Genomic DNA, 18,028 nt, shown 5'->3' with positions numbered 1-18,028 from the left:
CCTTAACTCCCCGGATTTGGCATGAAATCCGCAAGGTAGAAGGTGAAGGGGCGAAAACCGCCCGCCAATGAACCGAAATGAGACAGCGTCATGCGCCTTCAGATCACGACCGATATCTTCGACTACTGGAATGCTCTGCGCGGTGAGCAGGATGCCCCGCTGAAATCGCAGATCGAGCCCGGCGCGATCCCTCACCTCCTGTCGAGCCTCTTCATTCTGGAGACCGAGGCAGACCGGCAGATCCGCTTCCGCCTTGCCGGCACGAAGATCTGCGATCTCTTCGGCCACGACCTGCGCGGCGAACGCTTTTCCGCTCTCTGGGCCAACGGTCAGAATGAAGATATCGAGAAAACCGCCAAAGGCGTCATGGATCACGCCATCCCGACGCTTTTCAACGCAACGGGCTATAGCACCGCCGGCCATCACGCGGCCTTCGAGATCATCATGATGCCGCTGCGTTCGCCCGAAGGTGGCTGCGACCGCCTGCTGGGCGCCATTGCGCCTGCCGTTGCCGCAAGCTGGCTGGAGATCGTGCCGCTGGAGCTTCTTGCCCTCGACCGCAGCCGCCTGCTGCACGATAAGTTCGGTCGCGCGGCCCAGGTCGAACCCCGTCGCCCCGTCGAAGTGGCGGCCGAAAAACACGCCACGTTCGGCCAGGCCGTGCTGCGCGTCATGTCGCATTTCCTGCATGGGGCAACTGCTCGCTGACTGTCCGATTTTGGATCGCCGCCCATAGTACTTTAGGGTTATAGAGCGGCTGGTCCCACAACCTTCTGTTAATGGATTGGGGGTAAGGATTGGGCCTAGCAATTTCATGAAGAAGCCCTTTGATGCACTCGTTCCAGTCCGCTCAGACGCACAGACCTGCGCCGCGCCCTGAACAGGGAGTATTCCAGCGCGTGCCCATCAATATGCAGGGCCGCCTGATGCTTGCGAATTACGAGGAATTCGAGTGCGTGGTGATCGATATGTCGCCCGGCGACATGTATGTCACCTGCGCCGGCCGCCCGCGCGCCAATGAACGTGTCGTCGCTTACATCGACCATCTCGGCCGCGTCGAAGGCCATGTGCAGACGGTTGATATGCGCGGTTTCACCATGTCGATCAACGCCACCGATCGCAAGCGCGAGAAGCTCGCGGCCCAGCTCACCTGGCTTGCCAACAAACACGAGCTCGGCCTGCCGGAAGATCGTCGTCATGATCGTCTGACCCCGCGCGAGACCAAGACCGAACTCACACTCGAGGACGGCACACGCTATATCTGCCGCATCATGGACCTTTCGCTCTCGGGCGCCGCCGTCGATTGCGAAGTGCGTCCGCCGCTCGGCACGCCTGTTCGTCTCGGCAACATGCGCGGCCGCGTCGTTCGCCACTTCTCGGAAGGTGTTGCGATCGAGTTCCTGTCGGTCCAGTCGCGCGAGACGCTGCGCGAATTCCTCTAATTCTGGCAAAGGTGCGCCGCCGTTCTGCGTTCGGTTTTCGGGCCTATGCGGCAAATGCCACAGAATCCGCTTCCGTCTTTATCCGTCATAGACTTGAAGGATACAGCGCGCCTGAACGAATGGCGCGGTGATGTCAGTCCTGTTTCCCGAAATCGAACCCAATCAACACGGCCTGCTCGATACAGGCGATGGCAACCTCGTCTATTGGGAAACCTGCGGCAATCCCGTCGGCAAGCCGGCACTCGTGCTGCATGGCGGGCCGGGGTCGGGTTGCTCCACGGCGGCGCGGCGCTATTTCGATCCGTCCACCTATCGCATCATCCTCTTCGATCAGCGCAATTGCGGGCGCAGCCTGCCGAATGCCGCAGACGCCGCAACCGACCTCTCCCGTAACACGACCGTGCATCTCATCGAGGATATGGAGAGGCTGCGCGCCCTCTTTGGCGTGAAAAAGTGGGCGATCTTCGGCAATTCCTGGGGCTCGACGCTGGCGCTCGCCTATGCGCAATCCCATCCGGACCATGTCAGCGGCATCGTGATTGCTGGCGTCACCACGACACGGCGTTCCGAGATCGACTGGCTCTATCGCGGCATGGCGCCGCTCTTTCCCGAGGCATGGCACCGTTTCGGCGAGGCGCTGCCGCCCGAACTCCGCGACCTCGACCGGGTGAGCGCCTATCATCGACTGCTCAACGATCCCGAAGAGCAGGTGCGGCTGAAGGCGGCGCGCGACTGGCATGAATGGGAAGCGGCCACCATTCTTCTCGCCGATCCCGCCGGCCTGCCCCGGCGCTGGTCCGATCCGCGTTATCTCCTGACGCGCGCCCGCATCATCACCCATTACTTCCGCGAGGGTGCATGGCTGGAAGACGGCATCCTCTTGAAGAATGCCGGTCGCCTTGCGGGCATTCCCGGAATCCTCATCCACGGACGTTTCGATATCGAAGCGCCGCTTGTCACCGCCTGGGAACTTGCCCGCGCATGGCCCGGCGCTGAACTCATCGTGCTGCCGAAGGCGGCGCATTCTACAGCAAATGCCGATATCGCCGCCGCGATTGTCGCTGCGACGAACAGATTTCGCGATCTCTGACGAAATTATTTTTTGGCTGGAATTTAAGACGTGAGGCGAAATCGGCTTTTGGAGCGGCGATTCCGCCTGTTTGTGGGCTTCGATCAGGCATCCGCCGGCTGCCGTCCCCGCCGAGGCCCATTGCAGAAATTTACCCGGCATATCGAAATTCGTTAACGGCCTGTCCGGTTTCCTGCCATTTCCGGCTCGGAAACCTTTTCCCCAATCCTTCAATTTTAATCGAATTCGACACGAATACGCTCTTAATTTTAGGCGTATTCGATATGGATTTGAATCAAGTTCGTTGCGTGTTTGAATAAAGTAAGCTCTTAATTTTATTGCGTAATTTTGCGTGAGATAAAAACGTCCGTGTCATTGTCATCCTCATAACGGGGAGACGATAATGGCAATTGGAAATCTTCTGAAAGGCGGCCTTCTGGCCGCTGCAATGACAGCGGCAATGGCGGGCGCAGGACAGGCATCACCCGCCAGCATGACGCTTGCAGGCAATGCGAGCCCGCCGATCGGACATTATGAATTCTGTCAGGCCAATCCGAGCGAATGTGCCTATGCCGGTGGCGATGCCGGCCCGGCGATCCTGACCGAGGATCGCTGGAAGGAAATTCTCAAGGTCAACTACACGGTCAACTCCACCATCCAGCCGATGACGGACAAAGAGATCTACGGTGTCGAGGAGCGCTGGGCCTATCCGCGCACCGTCGGCGACTGCGAGGATTTCGCGTTGCTGAAGCGCAAGATGCTGATCGATGCTGGCTTTTCTCCATCAGACACCCTGATGACTGTCGTGCTGCAGCCGAACGGCGAAGGCCACGCCGTGCTGACGGTCCGCACCGACCATGGCGACTTCGTTCTCGACAACATGCGCAACAAGGTGCTGCTGTGGTCGGATACCGAATACACCTACCTCAAGCGCCAGTCCGCTGACGATCCGGCTCGCTGGACGAAGCTGCAGGACGGTCGCGCCGTCGCTGTCGGTAGCGTGAAGTAACAGGCATACCGGCCCCGGTCAGTCCCCGCATCCCCGTCCCGACCGGCGCCCAGAGCCGTTCCCGCTGTCCCGGGAACGGCTCGCTTCTTTTGTAGCGCTCCCACAAAACAGAGTTAACGGCCCATTAACTCCGCCATCTCATCATCCTCAACAGAGATTCTACACCGGCACCGACGACTCGCGTTTTTCCTGCGGCGGCCCGATATCCGAGGACGACGATGAGCCATTCCGCCGCGGGCCATCTTGCCGAGCAGCCCCTTCTTTCGACCCGCTTCCTGGTTCGTGTCACTGCAACGATTGCGGTCCTGGCGCTGCTGACGGTTGCGATCAGCGTTGCCGGTCGATGGTTCGGCCGTCACATTTCTCTTGCCGGCAATACGGAAAGCACCACCACGATCACGCTCACCATCGGCCGCGATACGGTCGGCCTGCCCGCCAACACGATTCGCTTCCCGAGTGAACGTCATGACGGGGCGGCTGAACGGGTCGATCTCTACCTCACTTGGCCGGAAATGCAGGGTTACAGCAAGGACACACGTCAGCGTTTCGACGATACCGCCCAATCGTCGGGCCTGATTTTCCTGCAAATCACCCAAGGCACGATGTCGCGGGACATGTCGGGCCGGCTGGAGCCGATCTATTCGCATCTCATGGACGGTGCGCCGGAAGCCTTTGCGCATGGCCTGACGTTGCACCGCTTGCGTGCCGATGCCGGCTACAGCGGCGAGGTTCTGCTGGCTGCGCCGCGCGCAGGTGCCGACGATTATGTCGTGCGCTGCGTTCTGCCCCCGTCTGTGGAAACGGCGACCAGCGGAGATTGCCAGCGCGATATCAAGGTCGGCAAGGACTTGAGTGTGCTCTACCGGTTCTCAAGCCGTCATTTGGCCGACTGGGGCCATATTGATGCCGCGATCAGGACTTTTGTGCAAACCCGGCTGGTGAGCCAGTCTGCAACAGTTCGCTAAAATCCCCACCGATGTCTGAAGAAACGATTCATCATAAACGGATTGGTAACGCTGAACCGGTAGTTTTCAAAGACAGCCGGTTGCGCAACAGGGGGTGCGTGGCCCGCCGAACATCAGAAATGCAAGCGAAGAGTCGAATAGTGTCAAGGTCAATTTCCTCCGTATCATCGCCGCGGTCTGCCGGTTTCCTCGCAAAGGTGCTGACGATCCTTTCGATGGCTATCGCGATCGTCGCGGTCGACTCGGTCAATGCCGAAGCGGAAGCTGCAAATCCGAAATATGCCGGTATCGTCGTCGATGCCCGGACGGGAAATGTTCTCTACAGCGAGAATGCCGACCGTCTGCAATATCCGGCGTCGCTCACGAAGATGATGACGCTCTACATGACATTCGAGGCCCTCGAGCAGGGTCGCATTCGCCTTGATACGCCTGTCCCCTTCTCCGCCCACGCCGCAGCCCAGGCGCCGACCAAGCTCGGCGTTCGCGCCGGCGGCACGATCACCGTCGAACAGGGTATCCTCGGCCTCGTGACGTTGTCGGCGAATGATGCGGCGACGGCGCTCGGCGAAATGCTCGGCGGTTCGGAAGATCGCTTCGCCCAGATGATGACCGCCAAAGCGCATGCGCTCGGCATGACGCGCACCACCTATCGCAACGCCAACGGCCTGCCGAACACCGCGCAGATGACGACGGCCCGCGACCAAGCCCGCCTCGGCATCGCCCTTCGCCAGCATTTCCCGCAATATTACGGCTATTTCAATACGCGCGCCTTCAAGTTCGGCAACCGCGTGATCCGCAGCCATAACCGCCTCGTCGGCTCCGTCCGCGGTGTCGACGGCATCAAGACCGGTTACACCCGCGCTGCCGGCTTCAATCTGGTCAGTTCCCTGCAGGTCGATGGCAAGTCGATCGTCGGTGTGGTCCTCGGCGGTGCGTCCACCCCCGCCCGCGACGCGCAGATGCGCAGGTTACTCGCCACCTACATGCCGAAGGCTTCCACCAGCGGCGGCACGCTCGTCGCCCAGTCGAAGCCGATGCCTGAGATGATCGAAACGCCTGCCCCGGTTTCTCCTGCCAAGGTTGCCCAGGTCGCGAAAAAGAAGACGATTACCGCAGATCAGCAGCCGGTCACTGCAGCCGTCGCCGATCTCGGCCTGCCGCACAAGGGTCCGCTGCCGGACGCACGTTATCAGGCGGCAAGCACAGAGGTCGCCTACGCAGAGACCTCGACACGCAAGACCGACAATCCGCTGGTAACGCAGCAGATGCCGTCTCCGACCAAGGTCAAGACCGTCGCGATCAAGCAGCAGGAACAGGCTTCCGTTGCCGTGCCGACACCTGCGCCTGCCTATATGCCGCCGGAACAGGGTGATACGTCGGTCGATGAACTGACGACGGCCTCGACAAAGCCTGCTCCTGCCAAGGAGGTTGCCGCCAGGGAAGTGCCGCAGCCATCGGGCTGGGTTGTCCAGATCGGTGTTTCCGCAAGCCGTGAATCGGCGATGGATCTTCTGCAGAGCGCAAAGGCCAAGGGCGGCAAGGCGCTGAGTTCTGCAAAGCCCTTCGCTGTCGCCTATGCCAATGACGGCGATCAGGTCTATCGCGCCCGCTTCGGCGGCTTCGACGGCCAGCGTGATGCGGTCAACGCCTGCAAGGCTCTCAAGAAGGCTGGTGTCAAGTGCTGGGCGGCTGCCCAATGAGATATCTGGCGCTGGCTATGACTGATTTGGCGGCGCCCCTGCCTGCCGGCTGCGGTGTTCGCGCTACCGGCAGTCGATCCTAGTTCGGTTTGTATTGCGTACGAGGAAGATGATGTCGATCAACGAGAATGTTCCAAATGCGCCTGCAGGGCGCCGGGCGGTCAACAAGGGGCGCTCAGGCCTGCATCCGCTGCACGAGGCAGCGCTCCGCCTCGCCGAAATCGGCCTGCAGCGCCCGAAGGCGAAATCGGCGAAGACGCGTGATCTCATCAACCTGTTGCTTTGCCACGGCGCGCGCGCCTGGCGCTATTCACAGCCGGAAGCGTATATCCATCTGCACATCACTTCGCCCGATGGCACGTCGCCCGTCGTGCTGCGCCTGCGCTGAAGTGCGTTAGAGTAGGCCGAGTTCCGAAAGCTCGCGGCGGAGATCCGCGGGCAGTTCCGCAATGCCGGCGCCGAGGCTGTCAAGATCGCGCGGCACATCCTCATGAGGATAATAACGCCAGCCCTGGAAGGCGCGCTTCGGCTGAACTGCAGTTTCGATTACCTCGGGGCCGAGCATCAGGTGGCAGCGCCCGATCCCCTCTCCGTCCGTAAACGTCTGGATGTCGAGAATCTTCTGCCGGGCCTGCACCTGCCCCTTGATCACCCAATAGAGAGAACCGCCGTCGAGCAGCTCTTCCACGCGTTTGGGCACCATGCGGGTCGTATGGACAGAATGTGGCTCTTGACCGGCGGCAATGGCGCGCAGCGAGCGCTCGGCCACCCATTCACGCAGATCTTCGATCGAGTCGCAGCCGACGCAGAGTTTGATGAGATTCAGTGCCATGCTGCCGTTGAAATCCTTTTGACCGGCAGCGTCAAGTAACAAGCGGGAAACGTCCACAAACTCAGCATTCGACGACGTTGACGGCAAGGCCGCCGGTCGAGGTTTCCTTGTATTTCTCGCTCATGTCGTAGCCGGTCTGGCGCATCGTCTCAATACAGGCATCGAGCGGCACGAAATGCTGGCCATCGCCCTTCACGGCGAGGGATGCGGCCGTGACCGCCTTCACGGCACCAAGCGCATTGCGCTCGATGCAGGGAACCTGCACCAGGCCGGCGATCGGATCGCAGGTCATACCGAGATGATGTTCGAGGGCGATTTCCGCGGCATTCTCGATCTGGGCCGGCGTGGCGCCCATAACCGCTGCGAGGCCGGCGGCTGCCATGGCGGCAGCCGAGCCGACCTCGCCCTGACAGCCGACTTCCGCGCCAGAGATCGACGCATTATGCTTGATGATGCCACCGATTGCTGCTGCGGTCAGCAGATAGTCGTGGATGCCCTTCCGGTCCCAGTCCTCGTGGAAATGCTCGTAGTAGCGGATTGTCGCGGGAATGACGCCCGCCGCGCCATTGGTCGGCGCGGTGACGACGCGCCCGCCCGCGGCGTTCTCCTCGTTGACTGCCATCGCGTAGACGCTCAGCCAGTCATTGGCGAGCAGCGGGTTGACGCGGTTGCTGCGCCACTCCTCCTGCAGCTTGTCGTGAATATGCTTGGCGCGGCGCCTGACGTTTAGGCCGCCGGGCATAATGCCCTCGACCTTCAGCCCGCGCTCGATACAGGAGCGCATCGCTTCCCAGATGCGGTCGAGACCGGAATCAAGCTCCTCGCGGCTGCGCTGGCTTTCCTCGTTGGCGCGCTTCATCTGCGCGATCGACAGGCCGGAACGTTCGGCCATTTCCAGCATCTGCTTGGCGCTGGCGAAAGGATAAGGCACCTTGTAAGTGCCTTGCGACGCCTTCTTGCGCGCTCGCATCTGCTCCAGCTCCGTATCGGTGACGACGAAGCCGCCGCCGACGGAATAATAGATGCGCTTGACGAGCAGCCGTCCGTCCTTGTCATAGGCGGAGAAGGTCATGCCGTTCGCGTGGCCCGGCAGCGGCTGCTTCTTGTCGAAGATCAGGTCGGTCTTCGGTTGAAACTGGTAGGCCGGATGTCCCTCCGGCGTGATCCTGCCGCTCTTTTCAACGCCCTCGATGATGGCATCCATGCGATCGGGATCGACCTTGTCAGGCGCTTCGCCCATCAGGCCGAGGATGACCGCCCTGCCCGTGCCGTGCCCGATACCGGTATGCGCGAGCGACCCGTGCAGGCTGACCTTGATGGCGGCCACCTGCGCGCCGGTGGAAGGACGCGGCCATTCGTTGGACAGGATGAGCTCGAGGAACCGGTTGGCAGCCGTCATCGGCCCCATCGTATGCGAGCTCGACGGCCCGACACCGATCTTGAACACATCGAATACCGAAAGAAACATGGAGGCGCCTTCTAAACTTGACGATGCAGACTATGCGAACCCGGTTCGGCATCCGCGTGGCGGACCGACATCGCCTTGAACCGGTGCGACATCCGGCTGGACACTAATTCGAAGCTGCCCGTCTTGCCAGTGATTCTCATCTTGCCGGTCATTGCAGCATTCGAATGCATCTGTAGAGTGGCCGCATTTCTACGGGAACTGACTCGCTGATGATGACGACGGCGGACTACATCGCGCTTGCCTTCTTTATCTTTATTTGGATGGGCTATTCCTGGCTGCTGCGCGGCCAGACCTTCTTCGGGCGCACGAGCCTGACCCATGCCATGGTGGAGCGGCGGCGTGAATGGATATATAATTCCCTGCGCCGCGACTTGAAGATGATCGATACCCAGATCATGGCCGGGCTGCAGAATGGCACGGCCTTTTTCGCCTCGACGTCCATCTTCGCGGTCGGCAGCTGTTTTGCGCTGCTCGGGGCGACGGAAAAGGTGGACGCGGTTTTCGCCGACCTGCCCTTTGTCTTCCATAGCGGGCATGCGGTCTTTGAGATGAAGGTCGGCGGCCTTGCCGCTTTGTTCGGCTACGCCTTCTTCAAGTTCGGCTGGGCTTATCGCCTCTTCAACTATTGCACCATTCTCTTCGGCGGCATTCCGATGGTGCATGACTCGGAGAAGGACATGATCGCCGCCGAGCGAGCGGCAGAGCGGGTCATCCGCATGAACGTCATCGCCGGCGGCCATTTCAACGAGGGGCTCAGGGCGATCTTCCTGTCGATCGGTTATCTCGGCTGGTTCATCAATCCCTATGTTTTTATGGGTACGACGGCGATCGTCGTCTTCGTTCTGACCCGTCGGCAGTTCTTCTCGGAAGCGCGCCTCGCCATCATGGACGCGAACCCGCCACCAAATCTCCACCTTTCTGCTGTTCAGCGCGACAGGCCGTCAGCGAGTGACGGTGATGAGCTGTCCGGGGGATTGTGAATGATAGTGTCGGCAACGGAAGCGGCGGCTCACGCAAAACCACCGCGTATCGGCCTCGTGGATACGGCGCGTGGTGCAGCACTGCTTGCCATGGCCTCCTACCACTTCAGCTGGGATCTGGAGTTCATGGGCTATCTTACGCCCGGAACGGCCGAAACCGGCTGGCTGAAGATCTATGCGCGGGCGATCGCCACAACGTTCCTCTTCATCGTCGGCGTCAGCCTTGTACTATCAAGCCGGCCGGAGATCCGCTGGCCGTCCTTCTGGAAGCGTTTCGGGATGATTGCCGCTGCCGCCGCGGTGATCTCAGCGGCCACGCTGTATCTGGTGCCCGGCGGGTGGATCTATTTCGGCATCTTGCATTCCATCGCGGTCCTGAGCCTCATAGGCGTGGTCTTCCTGCGCCTGCCGTTGCCGGTGACGCTGCTCGTCACGCTGGCACTGTTCGTCGCCTGGATCACCGACACTTTCGTCATGCCCGGTGTGTTGAGTTCGCACCTATTCGACCCGAGATATCTTGCCTGGCTCGGCTTTGCGGCCACGCCCGACCGGTCGAACGACTATGTACCGCTCTTCCCCTGGGCGACGCCCTTCTTCCTGGGAATGAGCCTTGCGCGCCTCGCCTTCCGGACAAACCTGCCGCAGCGACTTACAGCTCTTGGCACTGGCGGAACATGGCTTGCGCGCCTCGGCCGCCATAGCCTTGCCTTCTATCTGATCCACCAGCCGGTGCTGATCGCCATCGCCTATGGCCTGACGTTCATCGTCGCGCCGCCGAAGCCTGATTCCGTCGCGACCTATCTGCGCCAGTGCAATACGTCCTGCACGGTCGAACAAGGCGAAGCGCTTTGCCGTAGTTTCTGCCAGTGCACGCTCGATCAACTGCAGGCGCAGCAGCTCTTCACGCCATTCCATGCGGGCGAGGTCAAAGCGGATGATGAGCGGATTATGGCGCTTGCCAGCCAGTGCAGCGCCCAGATCGAACCGGCGCCGCAGCAATGATCAGCCAGTGATCATATAATAGTCAGGTGGTAACACCGATCTCGGCGAGGCGGCCGAGGCAGGCCTCCTCGATATTGTCGAGCTCGGTGATCGTTTCGTCGATGTCCTTGCGCTTCTGGCGCAGCTCTTCCCGCTTTTCGTCTACACGCTTCATCAACAGCTTGAGCTGGCCGAGTTCGCCCGGCGGCTCCTTGTAGACCTGAATGATTTCCCGGATTTCCGCGATGGTGAAGCCGATGCGCCGGCCACGCAGGATTTCCTGAATGAGGCGCCGGTCGGCAGGACGGAACAGACGGGTGCGGCCGCGGCGCTCCGGATGGATCAAGCCCTCATCTTCATAGAAGCGAAGCGTACGCGTCGACACCCCGAATTCGCGCGTCAGCTCCGTTATGGTATAGTATTTGTTCACTAGCATCTCATCCCCGTCATCGATCTGACATAATATTGACTTTTACGTAATAGTCAATTTCGGCACTCAGATGCCGAACCACCATGTCGCTAGGCCGAGAAAGGCGAAGAAGCCGGTACAGTCGGTGACGGTCGTGACGAACACGGACGACGCAATCGCCGGGTCCGCCCCCATCTTGTCGAGCAGCAGCGGCAGCAGGATGCCGGCAAGGGCCGCCGCGATCAGATTGATGATCATGGCCGCGCCGATGACGGCGCCAAGCTGGTAATTGTGGAACCAGGTGCCGGCGATCATGCCCAGCAGCAAGGCGAAGAGCATTCCGTTCAGGATGCCGACACCGGCCTCCCTTCGGATGATGCGGCCGGCATTGTAGATATCGAGGTCGCGGGTCGCGAGCGCACGCACCGTCACGGTCATGGTCTGCGTGCCGGCATTGCCGCCCATGGAAGCGACGATCGGCATCAGCACCGCGAGTGCGATCATCTTCTCGATAGAGCCGTCGAACAGGCCGATGACGCTGGCAGACAGCATGGCGGTGCCCAGATTGATCAAGAGCCAGAGGAAGCGCGAGCGCACGGTCGAAATGACGTTGTCGGACAGTTCTTCGTCGCCGACACCGCCGAGTCGCTTGATATCCTCGTCCGCCTCTTCATGAATCACGTCGACGACGTCGTCGATGGTCAGCACACCCACGAGACGCTCGTTCTCGTCGACGACGGCAGCGGACAGAAGGTCGTATTGTTCGAAGAGCTGGGCGGCCTCTTCCTGGTCCATCTCTGCGGGGATCGGATGGTTGGTTTCCCGCATGATGGCTTCGATCTTCGTCTGCCGCTTGGTGCGGAGGATCTGGTCGAGATCGACGGCCCCGAGCAGTTTGAAGGTCGGGTCGATGACGAAGATCTGCGAGAAGGAGTAAGGCAGGTCTTCTTCGTCGCGCATGTAGTCGATGGTCTGCCCGACTGTCCAGAATGGCGGCACGGCGACGAATTCCGTCTGCATGCGCCGGCCAGCCGAGCTTTCGGGATAATCGAGGGCGCGGCGAAGACGAACGCGCTCCGTGAACGGCAGCTGCGCGAGAATTTCTTCCCGGTCTTCCTTGTCGAGGTCTTCGAGAATGTAGACGGCGTCGTCCGAATCCAGTTCGCCGATGGCTGCGGCGATCTGTTCGTTCGGCAGCTGGTCGACGATCTCGCGGCGGATCGTCTCGTCCACTTCGGTCAGCGCCGTCATGTCGAAATCGTCGCCGAGCAGGCGCACCAGCGCCAGGCGCTGATCCGGCTGGATCGATTCGAGCAGGTCGCCTATTTCCGATTCGTGCAGGCGCGCGACGTTCTGGCGAAGAAACAGCGTGTCGCGGTCGGCGATAGCTGCACCCAGCCGCGCCAGGAAATCGCTGCGCACACTGCCGTCTTCGTTATAGATATCGACGTCTTCGTCGGTCGGACGCTTGCGAATGCGGTCTTCGGTATCGGTCGTCGTCATATGCCGCCCTCGCATTTCTATCTGATTTCAAAGACTATCGAGCCGCATTCGAAAATGTCGGCTGAAAATGCATTGTCAACAAGCGGATAAGCGAATTCCGCCCTGCCTTGCCGCAGCCGGAATCCTTGATCGACCTGTTACAGCATCGGCCCGAAAATCGGAACCGATTTTCGGAAAGCCTGATGCGTAGATTCAAAAAGGTAGAGCGTCCTTTGCGCGTCCGAACGGACGCACGGCGCTCTAGCCCAAAGCATTTCTGCCGTAAAGCTCAAACACATGCTTTCTGATGACAATGCCTGTGATCGGCTTTATGCAATGCCAGCAAAAGTGTGTAGCGGTTTTGCGCCGGCATTGCGTGACGATAAAACGGAGCATTTTCGCGCTTCGAAGAAAAGCGGAGATGCTCCTGTTTCCGCTGCCGTTTATCGAAAGGAAGCTTAGCTGTGCCGATCCGCCCGATTCTCCGCTACCCGCATCCCGGCCTGAAGACGGTCTGCACACCGGTAACCTCGTTCGATTCGGCCCTGTCCGAGCTTGCCGACGATCTGCTGCAGACGATGCGCGCAGCACCCGGCGTCGGCATTACCGCAGCCCATATCGGCGTCTTCCAGCGCGTGACCGTGCTGGAGCTCGACAAGGCGGATAGCGTGCGCATCTACGTCAATCCCGACATTACCTGGTTCTCGGACGAGACGATGGTTCACATGGAGGGCAGCGTGTCCATGCCCGGCGCCACGGATGAGGTCCTGCGTCCAAATGCGATCCGCTTCCGCTATCAGGATCTCGAAGGCCAGCAGCACGAAGAAGAGGCATCGAACTTCCTCGCTGTCTGCATTCAGCATGAGGTCGATCAGCTCGACGGCATTTTCTGGCTGCAGCGCCTGTCGCGGCTGAAGCGTGACCGGCTGATCAGGAAATGGGAAAAGATGAAAAGCTAAGGCTTCGCCGGCGTCGGCCGAACCAATAGCAACCTTCCGGCGTTTGCCCTGCAGAAAGGAAACCCGGAAGGAGACGGCAATGCCTGGAAAGAATGACAAGACCTCGCTTTCCCGCGAAGAGGATTACCGCGATTTCGAGGCACGTAATCTGGACGATGGCTGGCCTTATGCCGACGGCAACGGCGCCAAGGCTGCTGGCAGTCAAAACCGCCCCTATGGCGAAACCTCCGCCAATTTCGACCGCGACCGCAACAGCGGCTTCCGCATCGACGGCACGAACGAGGACGGCGACGAGAACCGGATCAAGGATTCGCTCGAACCGGATACGATCGACCGCGACGAGAGCGACGAGCTCGAAGCCCGCGTCACCGAGAATCTGGAGAACATCCCCGACGTGGATGTCGACAGTGTCGAAGTTCACGCCGACGGCCATACCGTGACGCTGGAAGGTTCAGTTGAAACCATCGGCATCGCCCGCAAGGTCGAGCTCGGTGCCCTCTCCGTGGATGGTGTCCGTCGGGTGAGAAACCACTTGCGGATGATCGGCGTAGATGCCCACATTCCGAACGAGGATTAAGGCCGAAAGACACGAAATCGCCATATTTGAAAATCGGAAAGCACCCTGCTTTCCGGTTTTTGGGTCTCTAAAATTACAAATAGTTAATCAATTAAAGATTGCAGGATTGTCATCTTGATGAAAGCGCGGACTTCTCAGGCGATTAACTGCGCCGGCTAAGGTAACGCACCCCTCAAGAGCATTGACAAATATGTGATTTTATTTGGACAAAACGCCGCAGGACGGCAGTCATCTTTCTCACAAAATTGCCCGAATTGGGGAGCGGACTCGGTCTTGCCGGGGGTTGGTTTTACGTTGTTGAATTCAACAACAGATTGAGGAGATAGACCCATGCGCATGAAGTTCGCCGTCGCCGCCACCCTGTTTGCGGTCAGCATGGCAAGTGCCGCTTTTGCACAGCCGAAATATATGGACGACTATTCCAACGATGGTGATGGCCTCTATCAGACGCCGGTCGCGCCGGCGAAGCCCGTCCACTACCCGACGCATGTGACCCCCCCGGCCTATTCCAGCGACTATACGAATGACAGCGACGGTTTCGCACCCGTCGCGATGGCCAAGCCCGCGAAAGTCGACAACACGGCAACCGCCAGTATCAAGCCGCTTCCGGATTGCCACAGCATGATCGGCCCGAAGGGTTCGCACCAGAAAGGTGCCGATAGCGGCGCAAGCCGCACCGAAGCATGCCGCGCGATGCACTGACCTGATCCGAGAAAGGGCCGGTTTCCGGCCTTTTCTTTTGCAATTTCAATGCCCCACGCGGCGTATTCCACATCTCGGGCAAGCTTTTAAAAAAAACTGTCACATCGCGCTTGTGTCCGTCAGAGGCTTTTGCTACATGCTGCCTCGCCGACGCAAATCGGCCCTACCACGATGCGGTCGTGGCGGAATTGGTAGACGCGCAGCGTTGAGGTCGCTGTGGGGCAACCCGTGGAAGTTCGAGTCTTCTCGACCGCACCAAAGAAACCCGCTTCGGCGGGTTTTTTCTTTTTGGCCAAGGGTTTAGTGCTTTGGTTTGCATCTCATTGCCACAAGACGTAGCGTGCGGCAGCCCCTTCCCCCCGATACCGCCACTTGTGATATCACAGCAAAACCTGTGGCCCGGCTGATTGCGTCTGCGAGACGGCTGCCCGCCGCAAAGAGCGATTGAATCCCTCTTCGCCCAAGTCCATATAGAAGCCCGCGCCCGCCCTCTCCTTTTGCGGATAGCGCCAAGGACTGCCATGCTACGCACTGATCTCGATTTCTCGATGCTCCCGAAACTTGGTTCGCGCCCCGTGCGCTGGCGTATCTCCGATGCGCTCGTTCCCTACGCGGAAGCGGTGGAGACGATGGAGCGGGAAGTGGCAGCAATTTCCGAAGGCGGCGACGAGCTCGTCTGGCTGCTGGAGCATCCGCCGCTTTATACGGCCGGTACCAGCGCCGATGCGAAGGATCTCGTCCAGCCGGATCGTTTCCCGGTCTTCGCGACCGGCCGCGGCGGCGAATATACCTATCACGGCCCCGGCCAACGCGTCGCCTATGTCATGCTCGATCTCAAGCGCCGCAGGCAGGATGTGCGCGCCTTCGTCGCGGCACTCGAAGAAGTCGTCATCCGCACGCTCGATTCGATGAATGTGCGCGGCGAACGCCGCGAGGATCGCGTCGGCGTCTGGGTCCGCCGGCCGGAAAGGCCGCTGCTGCCTGACGGCACCATGGCGGAAGACAAGATTGCCGCGCTCGGCATCCGCCTGCGCAAATGGGTGACCTTCCACGGCCTGTCGCTGAACGTCGATCCCGATCTCGATCATTTCAACGGCATCGTGCCCTGTGGCATCTCGGCCTATGGCGTCACCAGCCTCGTCGATCTTGGCCTGCTCGTGACGATGATCGATGCCGATATCCGCCTGCGCGCCGCGTTCGAAGAGATCTTCGGAGAAACCATCAACGATACGGTGCACTGTCCCAGGTCGATCGGGTGAGTTAATTTGCGCGGATTACGGCCTCGAGGTATTTGTCGTCCCAGTTTGCGGTTTTGCGCTTGAGATTGATGGAATCTTTGCCGGGAGCGAGCCCAGCGAGAGTGTGCCTCTGCGCATCTTATGACATGCGGTCGCGGTTGCTGCCTGTTGTCCTTTTAGGGAAGTCGTGATCCGGTTGCATGGAAGGCGTCGTGGACGGCTCCGATCGCTAGGCAACTCGCAGATTCGTCACGACGGATTCCCCAAAGGGCAATATCTGGTGATGCTAATACAATGTAAAAAATGGATGGAAGAGTGGAAATCCCTCTTCCGCAAGTCGAGGGTCGCCGTGCAGGCCGAGGAGCCGTGTCTCTACCAAAATGATCTGTCCAATTTTGCTAATCGGTAAACTTGGACGTCGCCGACAAACCCTCCTTTGCGTTGACTCGTCTTTCAACCAACCTTGGTCGTCCATATGGCGACCCCCTGAGGGAGGCACTACGAATGAGACGGACTACAAAGTTCATAACAGCAGCAATGGCAGTCGCCGGCAGCCTGTTGGCGAGCACGGCGACAATCCACGCGCAGGAGACCGGGAAGCCCAACATCCTGTTCATCATGGGTGACGACATCGGCTGGATGCAGCCCAGCATCTACCATCAGGGCCTGATGGTCGGCGAAACGCCGAACATCGATCGCATCGGCCATGAGGGTGCGAAATTCATGACCTACTATGCCGAGCAGAGCTGCACGGCGGGACGTACTGCTTTTATCACCGGCATGCAGCCGGTGCGTGTCGGCATGGTCCTGCCGGAAATTCCCGGAAGCCCGTCCTACCTGCGGGCCGGCACGCCTCATCTCGCCAGATTCCTGAATGATCTCGGCTACTCGACGGGCGAGTTCGGCAAGAACCATCTCGGCGATACCACCGAATCCCTGCCGACGGCACATGGCTTCCAGGAGTTCTGGGGCTATCTCTATCATCTCGACGCCATGCAGGGAGTGAGTTTCCCCGACATCAACAAGACCCCGACCGAGCAGGGGATCGCGCCACCTTGCAGAAACACGCCGATCCCCGGTTTGACGGAAAACCCGGCGGCCGTGGACCCGAAGGCCACGACCTGCCTGACGCCGCCGCGCCCGGTGCTCGCCTGCACGTCCTCCGACGGGTCGCCGGCAAATCAATCCTGCAAGGACGAGGGTCCGCTGACGATCGAGCGCTCCAAGACGATCGACGAGGAGATTTCCGGGAAGGTCATCGACTTCCTCGACCGCAACGATCCGGAAAAGACCAAGAAGCCGTTCTTCGTCTGGTACAACCCGGCCCGTATGCACATCACCACCGTGCTACCGGACAAGTACCTGAACATGGTCGGTGAGCCCGGCGGCAAGGACTGGGGCGTCAACGAAGCCGGCATGAAGCAGATGGACGACAACATCGGCTACGTCTTGAAGAAGCTCGAGGAGATGGGCGAACTCGACAACACCATCGTCGTCTTCACCACCGACAACGGCGCCGAGACGCTCACCTTTCCGGACGGTGGCGTGACACCTTTCAAGGGTGGCAAGCTCAGCACCTGGGAAGGCGGCATGCGTGCCCCGCTGGTCGTGCGCTGGCCGGGGCACATCGAGCCCGGCACGGTCAAGAACGACATGTTCTCTTCGCTCGATTGGCTGCCGACACTCGTGAATATCGCCGGCGGCCCCAAGGGCGACGGGCTGAAGAAAGAGATCGAGGCTGGCAAGTATCCGAATGTCGTCAAGACCACGCTCGATGGGATCGATCAGCGCGACTTCCTGGAAGGCAAGGCGCCATCCGCGCGCGACTCGTTCTTGTACTATTCCGGCAAGGAGCCGTCGGCGGTCCGCTACAAGAACTGGAAGATGTACTTCGCCATGGTGTCAGACGATCCGACGGGCTTCATTACCGGGGTGATGCCGTACGCTTGGACGCAGGTCGTCAACATCAAGCGCGATCCGTTCGAGACCTCGGTCGGTCAGCAGCTCAAGACACTCTTCGGGACGGCCGGCGCGATCGCCTCGCCGTCCACCGCCTATGTCTATGACTGGAATATCCTGCCCATCGGCCAGCAGTTGTGGCTGAAGCATCTCGAGACCTATATCCCCTTCCCGCCGCTTCAGGACCCTGCAAGCTACAATCTGGAGCAGGTGATGCAGCAGGTCCGGGAAATGAAGACAGGTCACGATTGACGCG

At 60.2% G+C, this 18,028-nt stretch carries 18 protein-coding genes and 1 tRNA gene; 15 read left to right on the top strand and 4 right to left on the bottom strand.

From position 1 onward, the window contains the following. Window positions 1-90 precede the first annotated feature (90 nt). The 7 genes from FHT82_RS23255 to FHT82_RS23225 all read left to right on the top strand — a co-directional run bounded on the left by FHT82_RS23255 (window position 91) and on the right by FHT82_RS23225 (window position 6,573). Window positions 91-708: a PAS domain-containing protein gene (locus FHT82_RS23255; protein ID WP_183735023.1), complete on the top strand. Its 618-nt coding sequence runs from the start codon at window positions 91-93 to the stop codon at window positions 706-708. 122 nt (window positions 709-830) lie between these two features. Then, entirely contained in the window at window positions 831-1,442 is a 612-nt protein-coding gene (locus FHT82_RS23250; protein ID WP_183735022.1) for a PilZ domain-containing protein, read from the top strand. Between the two features lie 130 nt (window positions 1,443-1,572). Beyond that, window positions 1,573-2,532 (top strand): prolyl aminopeptidase, encoded by a 960-nt coding sequence (pip, locus tag FHT82_RS23245; RefSeq protein ID WP_183735021.1) that lies wholly within the window; start codon window positions 1,573-1,575, stop codon window positions 2,530-2,532. 382 nt (window positions 2,533-2,914) lie between these two features. Continuing rightward, a complete protein-coding gene (locus tag FHT82_RS23240; protein WP_183735020.1) occupies window positions 2,915-3,520 on the top strand; it encodes a transglutaminase-like cysteine peptidase in 606 nt (201 codons plus the stop codon). Window positions 3,521-3,738: 218 nt separating this feature from the next. Next, window positions 3,739-4,485, top strand: coding sequence for a hypothetical protein (locus FHT82_RS23235; RefSeq protein WP_183735019.1), 747 nt, complete (start codon window positions 3,739-3,741; stop codon window positions 4,483-4,485). A gap of 119 nt (window positions 4,486-4,604) precedes the next feature. Continuing rightward, window positions 4,605-6,185 (top strand): serine hydrolase, encoded by a 1,581-nt coding sequence (locus FHT82_RS23230; protein WP_183735018.1) that lies wholly within the window; start codon window positions 4,605-4,607, stop codon window positions 6,183-6,185. A gap of 112 nt (window positions 6,186-6,297) precedes the next feature. Next, entirely contained in the window at window positions 6,298-6,573 is a 276-nt protein-coding gene (locus tag FHT82_RS23225; protein ID WP_183735109.1) for a hypothetical protein, read from the top strand. Between the two features lie 6 nt (window positions 6,574-6,579). On the opposite strand, the gene FHT82_RS23220 is transcribed toward FHT82_RS23225, so the two are convergent. Together FHT82_RS23220 and FHT82_RS23215 are read right to left on the bottom strand one after the other, a co-directional pair. After that, window positions 6,580-7,017 (bottom strand): DUF1489 family protein, encoded by a 438-nt coding sequence (locus FHT82_RS23220; RefSeq protein WP_183735017.1) that lies wholly within the window; start codon window positions 7,015-7,017, stop codon window positions 6,580-6,582. A 61-nt stretch (window positions 7,018-7,078) separates the two neighbouring features. Further along, window positions 7,079-8,485: an L-serine ammonia-lyase gene (locus FHT82_RS23215; RefSeq protein WP_183735016.1), complete on the bottom strand. Its 1,407-nt coding sequence runs from the start codon at window positions 8,483-8,485 to the stop codon at window positions 7,079-7,081. Between the two features lie 212 nt (window positions 8,486-8,697). On the opposite strand from FHT82_RS23215, the gene FHT82_RS23210 reads away from it, so the two are divergent. Next, on the top strand, window positions 8,698-9,465 hold the full coding sequence (locus FHT82_RS23210) for a DUF599 domain-containing protein (protein ID WP_183735108.1): 768 nt from the start codon (window positions 8,698-8,700) through the stop codon (window positions 9,463-9,465). Continuing rightward, the gene (locus FHT82_RS23205) at window positions 9,466-10,467 is read left to right on the top strand and encodes a heparan-alpha-glucosaminide N-acetyltransferase (RefSeq protein ID WP_183735015.1); all 1,002 of its coding nucleotides are present in this window, start codon (window positions 9,466-9,468) and stop codon (window positions 10,465-10,467) included. It begins immediately after the preceding gene. Between the two features lie 22 nt (window positions 10,468-10,489). Here FHT82_RS23205 and FHT82_RS23200 read toward each other — a convergent pair whose 3' ends face one another. Together FHT82_RS23200 and mgtE are read right to left on the bottom strand one after the other, a co-directional pair. Further along, window positions 10,490-10,882, bottom strand: a complete 393-nt coding sequence (locus FHT82_RS23200) for a MerR family DNA-binding transcriptional regulator (protein ID WP_183735014.1) — start codon at window positions 10,880-10,882, stop codon at window positions 10,490-10,492. Between the two features lie 60 nt (window positions 10,883-10,942). Then, on the bottom strand, window positions 10,943-12,358 hold the full coding sequence (gene mgtE, locus FHT82_RS23195) for a magnesium transporter (protein WP_183735013.1): 1,416 nt from the start codon (window positions 12,356-12,358) through the stop codon (window positions 10,943-10,945). Window positions 12,359-12,801: 443 nt separating this feature from the next. Here mgtE and FHT82_RS23190 point away from each other — a divergent pair, with 443 nt between their 5' ends. From FHT82_RS23190 to FHT82_RS23165, 6 genes are all read left to right on the top strand, one after another. After that, entirely contained in the window at window positions 12,802-13,296 is a 495-nt protein-coding gene (locus FHT82_RS23190; protein ID WP_183735012.1) for a peptide deformylase, read from the top strand. Window positions 13,297-13,375: 79 nt separating this feature from the next. Continuing rightward, complete coding sequence (locus FHT82_RS23185; RefSeq protein WP_183735011.1) at window positions 13,376-13,873, top strand: BON domain-containing protein; 498 nt, start codon at window positions 13,376-13,378, stop codon at window positions 13,871-13,873. A 330-nt stretch (window positions 13,874-14,203) separates the two neighbouring features. Continuing rightward, on the top strand, window positions 14,204-14,575 hold the full coding sequence (locus FHT82_RS23180; protein WP_183735010.1) for a hypothetical protein: 372 nt from the start codon (window positions 14,204-14,206) through the stop codon (window positions 14,573-14,575). A 173-nt stretch (window positions 14,576-14,748) separates the two neighbouring features. Beyond that, a tRNA-Leu gene (locus FHT82_RS23175) sits at window positions 14,749-14,833 on the top strand. A 263-nt stretch (window positions 14,834-15,096) separates the two neighbouring features. Further along, window positions 15,097-15,834 carry a lipoyl(octanoyl) transferase LipB gene (gene lipB / locus FHT82_RS23170; RefSeq protein ID WP_183735009.1) on the top strand — a complete coding sequence of 246 codons (738 nt, stop codon included), beginning with the start codon at window positions 15,097-15,099 and terminating at the stop codon, window positions 15,832-15,834. A gap of 516 nt (window positions 15,835-16,350) precedes the next feature. Further along, a complete protein-coding gene (locus tag FHT82_RS23165; RefSeq protein WP_183735107.1) occupies window positions 16,351-18,024 on the top strand; it encodes an arylsulfatase in 1,674 nt (557 codons plus the stop codon). Window positions 18,025-18,028 lie beyond the last annotated feature (4 nt).

Source organism: Rhizobium sp. BK275, assembly GCF_014193555.1.
In the GTDB taxonomy this organism is placed as follows: domain Bacteria; phylum Pseudomonadota; class Alphaproteobacteria; order Rhizobiales; family Rhizobiaceae; genus Rhizobium.
Note: the sequence above shows the minus strand (reverse complement) of the source record. Positions and strands in the feature narration are given on the sequence as shown.